Genomic DNA, 14,720 nt, shown 5'->3' with positions numbered 1-14,720 from the left:
CCGCATCGAGTCTGTATACTGCGCCCTCGTCTTGAACACTGAGGTCGTTGCATGCCATCCGTTATTTCCACCGACGTTCTGATTGTCGGCGCTGGTGTCGCCGGCCTCTGGCTTAACGCGCGTCTGCGTCGCCAGGGTTTTTCGACCGTGTTGGTGGAAAGCGCCAGTCTCGGCGGCGGGCAGAGCGTGAAGTCGCAGGGCATCATCCATGGCGGCGCCAAGTACGCGTTGCACGGCGCGCTGACGGGCGCCTCGGAAGCCATCGCCGACATGCCACGGCGCTGGCGTGAAGCCCTCGACGGCGATGGCGAGCTGGACCTGTCAGGGGTGCGCCTGCTGTCCGAAGCGCATTACCTTTGGTCCCCCGGCACGCTCGCCGGCAACCTCACCAGCTTCTTCGCCAGCAAGGCAGTGCGCGGCCGCGTCGATCAGGTCAAGGGCGACCAGCTGCCGCCAGCTCTGCAAGACAAGCGCTTCAAGGGCAAGGTCTATCGTTTGGCCGAATTAGTGGTCGACGTGCCGAGCCTGATCCAGCGCCTCGCAGACCTGGCGGGCGATGGCTTGCTCGCCGGGCAGCAGATCGAACCGCTACTGGAAGGCGGGATTCTGGTCGGGCTGACGGTTGATAAACGCCCGATTCGAGCCCAGCGCATCGTCCTCAGCGCCGGCGCCGGCACAGCGGCGCTGCTCGAAACATTGGGGCTGAGCCAACCCGCCATGCAACGCCGTCCCTTGCACATGATCATCGCCAAAGGCCCAAGCCTGAAACCGCTGTACGCCCATTGCCTGGGGGGCGGTACCAAGCCGCGCATGACCGTGACCACCCACCCGTCGGCCGATGGCCAGTGGGTCTGGTACTTGGGCGGCGACATCGCCGAAGCCGAAGGCGTAGCCCGCGAGCCAGCGGAGCAAATCGCCACCGCGCAAAAAGAGCTCAGCCAGTTGCTGCCATGGATCGACCTGAGCACGGTGCAATGGGCGACCTTGCGCGTCGATCGGGCCGAGCCGTTGCAATCAGGCCTAAGCCGTCCAGACAACGCGTTCCTTGCCGAGGAGGGTCGGCTGCTCGTGGGCTGGCCGACCAAACTCGCCCTCGCGCCGGACTTCGCCGACCGGGTAATCGCCAGCCTTACCCGCGACGGCATCCAGCCAACCCCTCTGGCGCCGTTACCCGACGACCTGCCAAAACCACCGATGGGCATCCCGGCCTGGGAGCAACTGCTGCCATGAGCCAGCCGACCCTGCACGAACTACGTCGCCCGTTGGGTAGCACTGGCTTGATGGTTTCGCCATTGGGCCTGGGCACGGTAAAACTCGGCCGCGACCAAGGCGTGAAGTACCCCAACGGTTTTCAGATCCCTGATGACGATGACGCCCGCCGACTGCTCAAACTCGCACAGGAAATGGGCATCAACCTAATCGATACGGCACCGGCGTATGGCCGCAGCGAAGAGAGACTCGGCCCGTTGTTGCGTGGTCAGCGCCAGGATTGGGTGATCGTCAGCAAGGTCGGCGAAGAGTTCGCCGACGGTCAGTCCCGCCACGATTTCAGCGCCGCACACACACGCCTGTCGGTGGAACGCAGCCTGAAACGCCTGGAGACAGACTTTATCGACCTGGTGCTGGTGCATTCTGACGGAAACGATCTGGCGGTTCTCAATGACAGCGAGGTCTACGCGACGCTGGCCGAGTTAAAATGCGCGGGCAAGATTCGCGGCTTCGGTTTTTCCGGAAAAACCGTCGAAGGTGGATTGAAAGCTTTGGAACAAGGGGACTGCGCCATGGTCACCTACAATCTCAACGAGCAGAACGAGAGGCCGGTCATTGAATACGCGGCGGCTCACGGTAAAGCCATCCTGGTCAAGAAAGCACTGGCCAGCGGTCATGTCTGCCTGAGCCCCGGCGTGGATCCGGTGCGTGCCAGCTTCGAGTTGTTGTTTGAACATCCGGGTGTTGCCAGTGCTATTGTCGGGACCATCAATCCGCTGCACCTCGCCCATAACGTCGCGACCGTTGCCAGGGTCCTACGTAGAAACTGATGCCGCCCACGCGGCCTTAAGCAGGAGCCGACATGCCGCGTACGCTCATAAGAAAGAACCCGAACAACTTCAAGACCCTGCCGCTACATGTCGAAGCGACGCCAGAAGGCCTGAGCTATCAAAGCGTCGGGATGCCGCTTAATTTTTCTCAAACACTGCAACGGCGCCGTCCCGTGACGGTGCCCGACAACGAACGATTTGCCCTTGAGCTGGCAAACCTTGGGGTGTCGGTGCGTCTGACCCTGCACTGGCAGAATCGCGACTACTGGGTGTTAGTGCGCCAACGGCGTCAAGATCGCGGCGACGTGGTACTCAAGCTTATTTCCGGCTACGTACCCGCCCATGAACTGAACCTGCCACTGCACACGGCAATCCAGGAGATTGCTGAGGAGTGCCTGCTGGAAACCCCGGAAGGCTGGCTCAGCGGCCGCTTCAACGACACGTGGCTGCCAGCGCCCTACTCGACCGCGCTGCATTACCGCGAAGCGCTGCCGTTTCGCCTGTCACCGCTCTCGGGCTCGGCGCGACCGGTGCGTTGCGCCAACATGCAATTGATCGAGCGTCCCAGGGCTTACGTGCATTTGCCGACCGCATCGCTTCAATTGATCTACGACTTGCGCCTGGATGTACCGAAGGAAGCCAAATCCCTGAGCCTGTTCCATGTCGATGAACGACTGGAAGGCGACCAATTGGTGGCACGGCTTGATCGCAAGCGCCCGGACTTGTACTTGATGCCCCTGCAGGACGGGCAGCCGATGGCCGAACTCTATACCTTGAAAAAAGATCAGTTGTACCCGGCAAGTACGCGGGGATTGTACTTGGCAGAGAGTTTTGCCCAGCAGGAAGGTTGGCTGGTGCGCGATGAGCGGATTCGCTGGAAGGACTGGGTGCGCCAGCAAGGGCTGGCGCCGCCGGGGAAAGACTCAGGCTTGGCGCGGCTACGTGGGAAAGCCACGCAACTACTGAAAAAGATCGTACCGCGCAAGAAAATCAGCTCTTGATCGACCGTTCCTACGCTTGAGCGTAGGAACGATCATATCAGTCAGTTATTGCGGATCTTCTCGACAATCGCGGTCGTGGAGCTGTTTTCCACCAACCCCAACACTTTCACCGTCCCGCCATAAGCGGTGACGATGTCCGCACCGACCACTTGGTCGATCCCGTAATCCCCGCCCTTGACCAGTACGTCCGGCTTGACCTCGCGCAGCAGGTTTTCCGGCGTGCCTTCAGCGAAGCTGATCACCCAGTCCACCGCGCCCAGCCCCGCCAGCACGGCCATCCGCCGGTCGACACTGTTGATTGGACGACCTGGCCCTTTCAGACGACTGACCGAGGCATCATCGTTGACGGCCACGATCAGGCGATCACCCTGGGCACGCGCCTGCTCAAGGTAGGTCACGTGGCCAGCATGCAGAATGTCGAAGCAACCGTTGGTGAAAACGATTCTCTCTTTGTGCGCACGCGCATCGTCGACCGCCAGCAGCAACTGCTCCAAGCCCAGCACGCCGCGTTCAGAACCTTCTTCGCGCTGAATGGCGCGACGCAACTCAGGGGCACTGATGGCTGCCGTGCCGAGTTTGCCGACCACGATGCCCGCCGCCAGATTGGCCAAGGCCACTGCGTGGGGCAGTTCTTCACCGGCAGCAATCGCTGCCGCCAGGGTCGAAATGACGGTGTCACCAGCACCGGTCACGTCGAACACTTCGCGGGCACGAGCGGGCAGATGCAACGCCGGATGGTCGGGGCGCAGCAGGGTCATGCCGTGCTCACCACGGGTCACCAGCAAGGCGCCGAGGTCGAGATCATGCATCAACGTTGCGCCTTTACTCACCAGCTCGTGCTCATCGGCACACCCGCCGACGATGGCTTCGAACTCGCTGAGGTTGGGCGTGATCAGACTGGCACCACGGTAAATCGAGAAATCCTTGCCCTTCGGGTCGGCCAGCACTGGAATGCCACGGGCACGGGCGGCCTGGATCAGAATCTGATGATTCCTCAAAGCTCCCTTGCCGTAATCGGACAACACCAGGACCTTGATGCCTTCGAGCAACTCATCGACTTGCGCACCCAGTGCCAGCGCGTCCGTGGCGAAAGGCTGTTCGAAATCGATACGCAGCAATTGCTGGTGACGGCTCATGACCCGTAGCTTGACGATGGTCGGCTGATGCGCGATGCGCTGGAAAAAGGCACGTACACCGGCACCCTTCAGGCTATTAGCCAGGCTATCGGCGGCTTCGTCATCGCCGGTCACACCGACCAGCAAGGCCGGAGCCCCTAGGGCGGCAATGTTCAGCGCAACGTTGGCTGCGCCGCCCGGGCGGTCCTCGATTTGCTCGACCTTGACCACCGGCACCGGCGCCTCAGGGGAAATCCGTGAGGTACCACCATGCCAGTAACGGTCGAGCATGACATCGCCGACCACCAAGACAGGGGCTTGATCGAATCGCGGCATGGACAACTTCATGGAGCAACCCACATACAAAATGAACAGGGCCGCGATATTAACACAGGGTTGGCGCTGGCTTGCGCAGCGCCTGCAACAGGATGAATAGACTGGGGTTTCTACTCACTTGTTAAGTAAAACCGCCGAGAGCCGCGCGCAGGCTTCTTCCAGGTTCAGGTTCTGGGTGTCGATCTCGCATTCTGCCGCCAGCGGCGCCTCGTAAGGGCTGTCGACGCCGGTGAAATCCTTGATCCGACCTTGTAGCGCTGCTTGATACAAACCTTTGGTGTCACGTTGCGCACACACCTCGAACGGCGTGCTCACATAGATTTCGATGAAATCACCCTCGGCAAACAAACGACGTGCTGTATCACGCTCGACACGAAACGGTGAAATCGCCGCGACAATCACAATCAACCCGGCATCGACCATCAGGCGCGCCACCTCGGCCATGCGCCGGATGTTTTCCCGGCGGCATTGCGCCCCCATGCCCAAATCGCTGCACAGTCCGGCACGCACGTTGTCACCATCCAGCAAAAACGTGTGAAGCCCACGCTGATTGAGCTGCACCTCAAGGGCGTTGGCCAGCGTTGACTTGCCGGACCCGGACAAGCCGGTCAGCCAGATACAACGCGGACGCTGCGACTTGATCGCGGCCCGGGCCTCATTCGACAGCGACAGGCCGTAGGGGCGGATATCGGGCATAGGCGGGAACATCGGGAGGACTTTATTCATAACCAAGCATCTCGTAGTCACGTTGATACACCCGCCTAACCAGGCGGCGGGTCCGAACCGTACAGAAATCACGGGCAAGCTCAGCGTGACGATGCTGTGAGCTGTTGATATGAGGCAGTACCACAGGGTGCCTCAACTGCTCGCAGACATGCGCAAAGTCGCGCTCCAGATGCTCGTGATAACCCATGAAGTCCAGGGCAAGATGCCCAAGCGAATCGGTGAGAAAGTCCGTTTGCGCTGCGAAATGCAGTTGTCGGTGGATGGTCTCGGGGTGCAGCCAGCGAGCAACGAAATCGTCAAAATCACGGTAGTGACTGACCAATTTCTGCGCCGCTTGATCGCGAGAGCCCAGCTTGTTACTTCGCAGGAACGCGTAAGCCGAGTAGGCCCTTTCGAGGGGGTCGCGAACAAAGGCGAACTTGAAGCTCGCTGCATATTGCTCGGGAAATTGGTGCTCGTACCAATACAACGGGAGATGCCCAGGCCGCCAGCCATCGAACAGGGCTTCGCATACGCTGCTCCCGGCACATTTGGGGACATGAATGAACAGGCACTCATGCTGCTTGAATGCCTGCGCAAAGCGCACGTTGGCAGACAGCGACTTGTTGACCGCCTGCCGATCCACGACCGATAGGCGATCGAGCAGAAAAGCACGCTGCGACTTGGGCAAAAGCTTCCATAGATAACGTTGCAACATCGCAATACCCGCACGAAGGGGTTGTCCCCTCGACTCATGCCAAAGATTCGTGAAATGACTTTAGCAAGCGCGATGCGAAGATTTATTCAAGGTTGGTCAAGAAGAGTAAGTTTTTTGATACAAACCACCGAGCGCATTGCACGCCGGCAGCGCGCGAGGGTGAGCTGGGCTCACCCTCGAAGCCCGTCAGGCAAGGCCTGCAGCCGGAGCATCAATGCCCATGGCGTTCAAACGAGCGTAATAACCGTTCTGCGAAAGAAGCTCAGAATGTGTACCACGTTCAACAATTCGGCCCTGATCCATCACCAGAATCAGGTCTGCCTTCTCGATGGTGGACAATCGGTGCGCGATCACCAGGGTCGTGCGACCACTCATAACCTGATCCAATGCCGCCTGAATGTGGCGCTCGGACTCAGTGTCAAGAGCAGAGGTGGCCTCGTCGAGGATCAGCAACGGTGCATTTTTCAGCAGTGCCCGGGCAATCGCCAAACGCTGACGCTGACCGCCGGAAAGCAATACGCCATTCTCACCAACCTGCGTATCCAGGCCGTCTGGCAACTGCGCGATGAAGTCCATCGCATAAGCGTCTTTTGCCGCTTTCTCGATGTCTTCACGAGGCGCGCCGGCCAAATCGCCATAGGCGATATTGTTGGCCACCGTATCGCTGAACAGTGTCACATGCTGGGTCACTTGGGCGATGTGCTTACGCAGGTTGAGCAGTTTGTAATGCTCCACCTCAACGCCATCGATAAGGATTTCGCCCTTATCGTGGTGATAGAAACGCGGAATCAGGTTGGCCAGGGTCGATTTGCCACTGCCCGAGCGCCCCACCAGCGCAACCATTTGTCCTGGTTCGACCGAGAAGCTGATGTCGTCGAGCACCTTACGATCAGTGTCCGGGTAGGTGAAGCTCAGATTGCGCACGTCCAGACGACCGCTGACCGCATCACGTTCGATGGTGCCGGTATCGACTTCTGGCGGGACGTCCAACTGCTCGAAAATACTCTCGGCACCGGCCACACCTTTCTGGATGGTCGAGCTGACTTCTGAGAGTTGACGGATCGGCTTAGGTAGCAGACCGGCCAACGTAATGTAGGCAATCATGTCACCCGCGGAAGCGTCACCACGCAGGTACAGCACCAGAAACATCAACACTGCCATGGCGGTGTAGATCACCAGTTGCAGCAGCGGCGTGTAGATAGCCCCGGTTCGGGTCATGCGCAGTTGCTTGTCGGTGTTGCCTTGGCTGGCCTCGAAGAAGCGCTTCTCTTCGTAGAGTTCGCCACCGAAGCTGCGCACCACGCGGTAGCCCTGAATGGTTTCCGACGCCACATGAGTCACATCACCCATGGCCGCCTGGATCTTTTTGCTTTGTTTGCGGAATTTCTTGCTCGCGGTGCGCACCATGATGGCGATCAACGGCAGGATCGCAATCATGACCAGCGTCAGCTGCCAGTTCATGAACAACAGCGAAGCGAAGAGGAAGATCACCGTCATGCCTTCACGGATGACGACTTTGATCGCATCGGTGGCCGCCCCCGTGACCATGGTCACGTTGAAGGTGATACGTGAAATCAGATGACCCGAGTTATGCTTATCGAAGTACCGATTGGGCAAAACCAACAGATTATTGAACAGTTGCACCCGCAGGTCATGAACGAGCCCAAGGGAAACCTTGGCCAGGAAGTAGTTGCCCAGATAAGATCCCAGCCCCTGCCATGCTGCGATCAACACGATCAGCAGCGGCACCGCCTGCAGAAGCTGCAAGTCTCGCAGGTAAGGCACCGTCGGAAACAGCACGGCCTCAGGGTTGGAAAGCCCATCGACAAAGTACTTGAGGATGTAGCCGAGCATTGGCTGCGTCGAGGCAAAAATCAGAAAGCCGACAATGCTTATCAGGAACAGACTGATATACGGCCGGACATAGCCGAGCAAACGGAAGTAGATTTTCAAGCTCGAGGGGCTTGCGGAGAGACTGGAGTCGGTCATATCACGCGAATGTCGATAAAAAGGACGCTGACTTTAGCACAGCTTCTCCAGGGTTCTGGCAATCAGCTAAAGGCTGTTATTGTTAGGCGGGTTAACAAGCACCAAATAGCCATCAAACCGAAATGGTTGATCAACTTCAGGATTGAATCACTCAACATGCAACTCAGCGGTCTCAACAGTGCCTCCAATCGAACCTTCGATTTCATTTGTCTGTGGATTCTTCCACTCGGCTATTTCGTGCTTCTGTGCGCCCTGTTCTTTCTGCCGGGACGCAGCCTTCACCACAAACTGTTTTATGGCCTTTTCAGCATTCCATCGCTGATCGCCCTGTGCCTGCACCCGCGCGAGATCAAGGTGTTGCTGCGCGAGCCGGTAGTGATAGCGCTGCTGCTGTTCGTCGTCTGGGCCATGCTGAGCTTGGCTTGGGGGCCACCCGATGAAGAGGGCGCGCTCAACCAGTTCAAGCCGGCATTGCACACGTTGCTGCTGTTCGTCGGGTCCTACCTGCTGGTGCGCTATCGCGGCGAAATCGTCCAGCCCTTGCTGTTCAGCGCCGCGATCGTCGGGCTGATTGCGTCGGTCTACAACCTGCTGATGTTCGACCATGTCTATCAGCCGGGCCTGCGCTTGATCGGCGGCGGCGCGTTTGACAACCCACTGCTCAGCTCCCACGTCTTTGGCTTTTTCTGTACTTACTGGCTGAGCCTAAGCATGACCTGCAAACGTCGAAAAATACTCTGGCTCAGTATTCCGGCGGTGATGATCATGTTTACGGCGGTGATCGCCACCGGCTCCAGAACCCCTCTGGTCGCCCTGACGATGGCGGCACTATGGCTGAGCTTCACTTGCTGGAACCGACGCTCGCTGGTGCTGCTGGGCAGCTTGTTTGTCGGTGGCGCCGCGATCGCCGTGGTGTTTTCACACATGATCATCGAACGCGGTGATTCTTATCGCTTTGAAATCTGGCAACTGGTCTTGCAGCAAATTGCCGATCACCCGTGGATTGGTCATGGCTTCAACGCGGACCTGCACCTCGATCCCGGCATCGGCTATACCCTGCAGGAGCCTCACAGCTTCGCTCTGGGCGTGCTCTATTACGTGGGTATTTTCGGCCTGATCCCCTGGCTGTTTTTTCAAGCCTGGGCCCTGCTTAGCAGTTGGCGCCATCGTCTGCAACCACTCTTTATCATGGCATCGACCTGGCTGGTATTTGGTATCGGCGCAGGCCTGACCGAAGGTGGCGGTATCCTCTCACGGCCCAAGGAGCACTGGTTCCTGCTGTGGATTCCTCTGGCCCTGATTGCCGCGCTGACCATCAAGCAACGCGCCGCCCGCTCGCAGGCCATGCCGATCAAAATATTGACGCCTAACGCTGTGCAGCAGATGACGGCCAATGCTCAAGTGATTGAAGAGGATGGCCTGGGGCCCAAGGTCCTGCGCCTGAACGACGGTACTTTTCTCAAGCTGTTCCGCCGCCGCCGCTGGTACACCTCAGGCCGCTTCAACCCCTACTCGGAGCGCTTTGCCGCGAACAGCGAGCAGTTGCGCGCGCAAGGCATTCCGACACCGCAAATTCTTGACCTTTACCGTCTTCAAGACGGCAGCAGCGCCGTGCATTACTCACCGCTGCCAGGCCACACCCTGCGCCAGGTTCTGCAAGGCATTACCGCTCCGGCAGTGCGTCAGGCGCTGGTAGAACGTTTCGGCAAGTTCATCGCGCAACTGCATGAGCAAGGCGTTTACTTCCGCTCCTTGCACCTGGGTAACGTACTGGTACTGAGCGATGGCGAGTTCGGCCTGATTGATCTCGCCGACCTGCACATCTACCCATCGCCCTTGAGCTTGTCCCTGCGCCAACGCAATCTGCGCCATATGCAACGCTACACAGAGGACCGACGCTGGCTGTTCGAAGAACATTTTGAAGCGCTGCTCCAGGGCTATGCCGTCATGGCGTCAAAATCCGCAGTCAACAATTTGCACAGGCAAGTACTGGCCGCCAGTCATACGGCTCAGGCACACGGATGAGCGAAACCAATCCGCTTATTGCGCTGGTCGCGTACCTGCTGGCCATCGTCACCGCTGCGCTGCTATTGCGCGCCGTTCCGAAAATCGCCCGACACCTGAAACATTCCGGTGAAAGCCGCTATGCCAGCATCGATGGCCTGCGCGGCTATCTGGCCTTCGGCGTATTCGTGCATCACTCGATCATTACCTGGATCTTTTTACGCACCGGTGTCATCGATTTCCCTCCGAGTAATTTCTACGCCCAACTCGGTCAGGGCAGCGTTGCCCTGTTTTTCATGATCACTGGCTTTTTGTTCTGGAGCCGGTTGCTGACCCAGCGCCGTGATCACGACTGGCTGGCATTCGCGGTATCGCGCCTGTTTCGTCTCTACCCGCTGTATTTGCCACTGATGCTGATCGTGTTTTTGTCCGTATTCCAACTGCAAAACTGGGAACTCAAGGAGCCTGGCCTCCGCATTATTGGGCAGTTTTTAGGCTGGCTGACGTTCGAGCGGCCTGACGTCAACCTGTATCCGCGCACCGGCCTGCTGATCTCCAACGTTACCTGGACACTGATTTACGAGGTGTTTTTCTATCTGGCGCTGCCCCTGGCCGCGTGCGTGTTCATTTATCGCCGCCATTGGCTGCAAGTCGTGCTCTGCCTGATCGGCATCTACGCTCTGTACCAGTTGATGGGCTGGGACCACTCGTTGAAAAAACACTTCCTGGCCAGTTTCCTCGGCGGCATCGCGGCGGCGTACTGGGTTCGTCGCCCACTACTTGTAGCGTGGGGCCAGACGAAGTGGGCCGGGGTCATCGCCTTGCTGGCGCTGGTCATTGCGTTTACCGCCTTCAACCGTGCGTTCGACCTGATACCGCTGCTGCTACTTTCGGGGTTTTTCGTCATCGTGGCATCAGGCAATAACCTGTTCGGAGCCCTGAAGCCGCCGAGCATTCGCTGGCTCGGCGAAATCAGCTACAGCACCTACCTGCTGCACGGCTTCCTGCTTTGGCTGCTGGTGCAGCGCTTGCCCCATTTGTTGCCGATCGATACCCGCGAAACCTGGACATTCCTGCCCTTGATGGCGTTATGCGCCTGCCTGCTGATCATCGTCAGCAGCCTGACATTTCTCTACATCGAGAAGCCGGGTATCAACGCAGGCAAGAAAACGCTGCTGTGGATACGTCAAAGAAGGATCAATCAAAAAAATCTGTCGGGGAAAATCGCGCAATAAAGCAGCACGATTATTAGCCCTGCCGCTGTCGGGCATACGTGATAAAGCCGTCGATATCATCGCTGCACAGTTTGTCGGCCAAGCCATACAACTCAGCCTCTGGCCAGTCCCACCAGGCGCTCTGACGGAGCAGCAATCGCTGCTCTTCCGGAAAGCGCCAACGCAGGAAGCGCGCGGGATTACCGCCTACCACTGCGTAGGGCTCGACATCGCGAGTCACCAGCGACCCTGCGGCAACGATTGCGCCATCCCCCACCGTTACGCCCGACAACAGGGTGCTGTTGGAGCAGAGCCACACATCGTTGCCAATCACTACATTGCCGTTGGTGCCGCTGTAACCACCGATGTGCGAGGCCTGAGCAACCATCGCGGGGAATGGAAAAGTGGTCACCCAGTCATCACGGTGATGCCCACCGAGAAAGATCTGCACGCCTTCAGCGATCGAACAGTACGCGCCGATGCTCAGCGTCGAACCCTCCTTCCAGTCATGGACGTGCGGTACGCCATAACTGCCACGGCCGAAGGTGTACTGCGGATATAACAGTTTGAAACGCGCCGCCCCGCGCTCGATTTTCGGCAACGTGCGAATCGCCCGTTTAGCGCGTTTTTCCCGATACCGTTGAATCCAACCCATACCTCAATCTCTTTCCAATGGCGAAAAATACAACCGCCCCAAACCGCGCCAGGTTTTCTTGTTCCAGGCCTTGAACGGAATCTGTGCCAACAGTTCGCGAGCCAGCGTGCGGTCACGGTTGGAGGTTTTGAGGAACATGGAGCTGAGAAACTTGTAACGCACCTCGTCGTACAGCGGATGGTCGCTGAACAATGCGTAGGAGCGCAGGATGTTATCGATCATGAAACGGTGGTTTTTATAGGAGTTGGTGGCGTGTTTGCGATAGCGCGCCATCAGCACATTCAGGCCGTCGATGAAGTAACCGGCGCGGGTGACTTTCAGTTCAATCAGCAGATCTTCCAGACGGATGTTCGGGTCGAAACCGCCCACCTTCTCCAGCGCTTCGCGGCGGATCATCAGGGTCGGTGCCGGGGGATAGGGCTTGCGCTCAAGAAACATGTCATCGAAGTCCAGACGACGAAACGGTACATCGCGGCGCTGCCGCTTCTCAGGGTACAGATTGCCCTCGGCATCGATCAGCTCGATGTTGCCCGCGCAGATGCCGACCTCCGGTTTGCCGTTCATATACGCCACCTGAATGGCAATCCGCTCCGCCAGCATGATGTCGTCGGAACCGAACGGTACGACCAGGCTGCCCGTCGAGCGGGCAATCGCGCCGTTGAGGGTGTTGGTCAATCCCTGATTCTGCTGCACCCGGAAATCAAACCCGTACTGCGCCTGCAACACGTTGATGCGCTCGACACTGTCATCACTGGAGCCGTCATCGATGACCAGTAATTCGATGTTCCGATAGGTCTGGTTGAGGACGCTGAGAATGCTTTCCTCGATATAGGGACCATGGTTGTACGAAGCGATGATGACGGTGACGAGGGGTTGCGCGTCGCTCATGGCTGTTCCTTGCGGGCTTGGTCCAGGCCTGAGTCAATCAGGTTCAAATATTCCTGGCGGAAGACTTCGATGTCGTGCTGCTCCTGCAGATAACGATAGGCCTGCTCGCCCTTGGCCCGGAGTTCGTCATCCGACAGCCCAAGATAATGATCCAGCGCCGTTACCAGGCTTGGTACATCGGCGGGTGTTATCGCCAAGCCGCCCGCACCGCCAATCAGCGGCAACATGGCCGGCACGTTCGAGGCGATCACCGGCAAGTGCCCGCTCATGCCTTCGAGCAGCGCCAGCCCCAAGCCTTCAGCCAGGGACGGCATGGTCCAAATGTCGAACGCACGGATGTACTGCAAAGCAATGTCCTTGAACCCCAGCAGATGCGCCCGCCCACTTAGGCCCAGGCGTTCGATCTCGGCAGCCAGACGCGACTCTTCGCGCCCGGCTCCAATGATCGCCAATTGAGTGTTCGGGTACTTGTCCTTGAGTGCGGCAAAGGCCTGCAACAGATAGGTATGACCCTTGACCGGCACCAGCCGCCCCAGTGCGCCGATCAACCTTACCGACGGGTCGATACCCAGCAACTCGCGGGCCCGCTCACGACTGTGCTGCAAGCCTTCGGCCTGTTCGATGTCGATGGCATTGGTGATTGCGTAAGTGTTTGAGTCGGTGAAGCCACAACCACAGTCCAGCAGGTACTGTTTGACCGCCGGCGATACGCCGACGAAGCGCCAGTGACGATCAATCAGGCGCTGGGTCTGGCGACGCCGGTAAAACCGGTCGTACTCACCAAAACCGTGAGAGATGCCAATGCACAGAGGCACCTTCAACCAACGGTTGAGCATGAGCATCATGTTCACCGGTTTGAATCGGTTGCAGATCACCACGTCAAATTTTTCTGCACGGCAGAACTTATAGAGCTGCCACATTGCCCGCAGGCGCATGCCCTTGAGCGACTTGTCAGAAAACTCGAAATAGACCGAGCGGCCGGCACGACTCACGGCTTCGCCAGGGCCTGGCTTGCCCCGCAAAAACGCGGCGGTCACTTCATAGCGATCACTGGGCAACGCCTTGACGATTTGCTCGGCAAGGTCGGCGAAATCATGGGCTTTTACGTTGTAGTCAGGCTGCAACTGCAGCACCTTTGACCGCTGACTCATAACTCTCCCTGGTGGAAACCAGTAGCATCGATGACCCAGGCCGGTTCAGCGGCGATGCGCTTGACCTCGGCAGGGTCGGGGTGGGGCAACCGAGACCACTCGTTGCGCTTCCAGCAAACGAAGTGGAAATACGGAAACTGGCGATCGCCATCGCGATCATTACTCAAAAAACCGTCCCGCCAATACCAGCGGCAGGGGAAATTGTCCGTGCCGTCATGCCACTTGATGCAACCACCGGGGGTGCTAAAGGCCTCAGTGAACTCGCTGCTGCGGCGCCACGAATTGAACTTGCCCAACAGGTTAAACAACGGTTTGGGGAAATTTTTGCGCCAAATGAAGATACGGCTGAATGCGCCCTCATCCAACGCGTGATGTTCCTGATCGGTAAAGCGCTGTTGCCAACCCTTGATCTGCTTGAACGCTTCACGCTTGCGAGCAGTGTTACGCATTAGGCAAAGGTGCCCTGCGACGCGCCGTTCATGGGTCGAAAACAGGTCAAAACCAGCCAACCGGTCCGAGGGGAAATAATGGCGCAAGTCTCCATACACCAGGTCGATATCGCCGAACGCCCAGAAATCATAGCCTTGCAGTCGATCGGCATGAATATGGCCCAAGGCTGGCTTGATGTCGCAAAGCTTGTAGGCGGCAGTCGGTTGAAAGTCGATGTTCAACCGATGGGACACCAAGGCGCAATAGTCACTGAATGACAGGGCCTCGACGGTCACGTTGGGCGGAAGATTCTCGGGGACGCCACAGTCACTGAACAGTAGCCAGTCGATGTTTGGATTGCGTCTGCAACTTTCCAGATAGAAAGGCATCCAGAACGGCCATTTGCCGAAAAAAGGAATCAGGAAAAGAATACGCGGGCACGTGTTGGTCACAGAATACTCACTGCTGATGCAAAG

The 14,720-nt window shown here is 58.3% G+C and carries 13 protein-coding genes; 5 read left to right on the top strand and 8 right to left on the bottom strand.

Annotated elements, in window-relative coordinates; all coding sequences use genetic code 11:
- Positions 1-51 precede the first annotated feature (51 nt).
- Genes RHM68_RS01950 through RHM68_RS01940 form a run of 3 tightly spaced genes read left to right on the top strand, consistent with a single transcriptional unit; the run spans position 52 to position 3,040 of the window.
- Positions 52-1,230 carry an NAD(P)/FAD-dependent oxidoreductase gene (locus RHM68_RS01950; RefSeq protein WP_322220275.1) on the top strand — a complete coding sequence of 393 codons (1,179 nt, stop codon included), beginning with the start codon at positions 52-54 and terminating at the stop codon, positions 1,228-1,230.
- Positions 1,227-2,039, top strand: coding sequence for an aldo/keto reductase (locus RHM68_RS01945; protein WP_322220274.1), 813 nt, complete (start codon positions 1,227-1,229; stop codon positions 2,037-2,039). The genes RHM68_RS01950 and RHM68_RS01945 overlap by 4 nt, the downstream gene beginning before the upstream one ends.
- A gap of 32 nt (positions 2,040-2,071) precedes the next feature.
- Positions 2,072-3,040: a metal ABC transporter ATPase gene (locus tag RHM68_RS01940; RefSeq protein WP_322220273.1), complete on the top strand. Its 969-nt coding sequence runs from the start codon at positions 2,072-2,074 to the stop codon at positions 3,038-3,040.
- A gap of 41 nt (positions 3,041-3,081) precedes the next feature.
- Here RHM68_RS01940 and hldE read toward each other — a convergent pair whose 3' ends face one another.
- From hldE to msbA, 4 genes are all read right to left on the bottom strand, one after another.
- Positions 3,082-4,503: a bifunctional D-glycero-beta-D-manno-heptose-7-phosphate kinase/D-glycero-beta-D-manno-heptose 1-phosphate adenylyltransferase HldE gene (gene hldE, locus RHM68_RS01935; protein WP_322220272.1), complete on the bottom strand. Its 1,422-nt coding sequence runs from the start codon at positions 4,501-4,503 to the stop codon at positions 3,082-3,084.
- 102 nt (positions 4,504-4,605) lie between these two features.
- Positions 4,606-5,217: an adenylyl-sulfate kinase gene (gene cysC, locus RHM68_RS01930; RefSeq protein ID WP_322220271.1), complete on the bottom strand. Its 612-nt coding sequence runs from the start codon at positions 5,215-5,217 to the stop codon at positions 4,606-4,608.
- Positions 5,210-5,914: a sulfotransferase family 2 domain-containing protein gene (locus RHM68_RS01925; RefSeq protein WP_322220270.1), complete on the bottom strand. Its 705-nt coding sequence runs from the start codon at positions 5,912-5,914 to the stop codon at positions 5,210-5,212. Before RHM68_RS01925 ends, cysC begins: the two co-directional genes overlap by 8 nt.
- 186 nt (positions 5,915-6,100) lie before the next feature.
- Positions 6,101-7,903 (bottom strand): lipid A export permease/ATP-binding protein MsbA, encoded by a 1,803-nt coding sequence (gene msbA, locus RHM68_RS01920; protein WP_322220269.1) that lies wholly within the window; start codon positions 7,901-7,903, stop codon positions 6,101-6,103.
- Between the two features lie 156 nt (positions 7,904-8,059).
- Between msbA and RHM68_RS01915 the strand changes: the two genes are divergently transcribed.
- Entirely contained in the window at positions 8,060-9,928 is a 1,869-nt protein-coding gene (locus tag RHM68_RS01915; RefSeq protein WP_322220268.1) for an O-antigen ligase family protein, read from the top strand.
- Positions 9,925-11,142, top strand: coding sequence for an acyltransferase (locus RHM68_RS01910; RefSeq protein WP_322220267.1), 1,218 nt, complete (start codon positions 9,925-9,927; stop codon positions 11,140-11,142). The genes RHM68_RS01915 and RHM68_RS01910 overlap by 4 nt, the downstream gene beginning before the upstream one ends.
- 13 nt (positions 11,143-11,155) lie before the next feature.
- Here the strand turns inward: RHM68_RS01910 and RHM68_RS01905 are convergent, their stop codons facing one another.
- From RHM68_RS01905 to RHM68_RS01890, 4 genes are read right to left on the bottom strand one after another with little or no spacing between them, the layout of a single operon-like run.
- Positions 11,156-11,776: a CatB-related O-acetyltransferase gene (locus tag RHM68_RS01905; RefSeq protein WP_322220266.1), complete on the bottom strand. Its 621-nt coding sequence runs from the start codon at positions 11,774-11,776 to the stop codon at positions 11,156-11,158.
- A gap of 3 nt (positions 11,777-11,779) precedes the next feature.
- A complete protein-coding gene (locus tag RHM68_RS01900; protein ID WP_322220265.1) occupies positions 11,780-12,664 on the bottom strand; it encodes a glycosyltransferase in 885 nt (294 codons plus the stop codon).
- Positions 12,661-13,815, bottom strand: a complete 1,155-nt coding sequence (locus RHM68_RS01895) for a glycosyltransferase family 4 protein (protein ID WP_322220264.1) — start codon at positions 13,813-13,815, stop codon at positions 12,661-12,663. The genes RHM68_RS01900 and RHM68_RS01895 overlap by 4 nt, the downstream gene beginning before the upstream one ends.
- The gene (locus RHM68_RS01890) at positions 13,812-14,696 is read right to left on the bottom strand and encodes a DUF6625 family protein (protein WP_322220263.1); all 885 of its coding nucleotides are present in this window, start codon (positions 14,694-14,696) and stop codon (positions 13,812-13,814) included. The genes RHM68_RS01895 and RHM68_RS01890 overlap by 4 nt, the downstream gene beginning before the upstream one ends.
- Positions 14,697-14,720 lie beyond the last annotated feature (24 nt).

This window comes from Pseudomonas sp. DC1.2 (assembly GCF_034351645.1).
Taxonomy (GTDB): domain Bacteria; phylum Pseudomonadota; class Gammaproteobacteria; order Pseudomonadales; family Pseudomonadaceae; genus Aquipseudomonas.
Note: the sequence above shows the minus strand (reverse complement) of the source record. Positions and strands in the feature narration are given on the sequence as shown.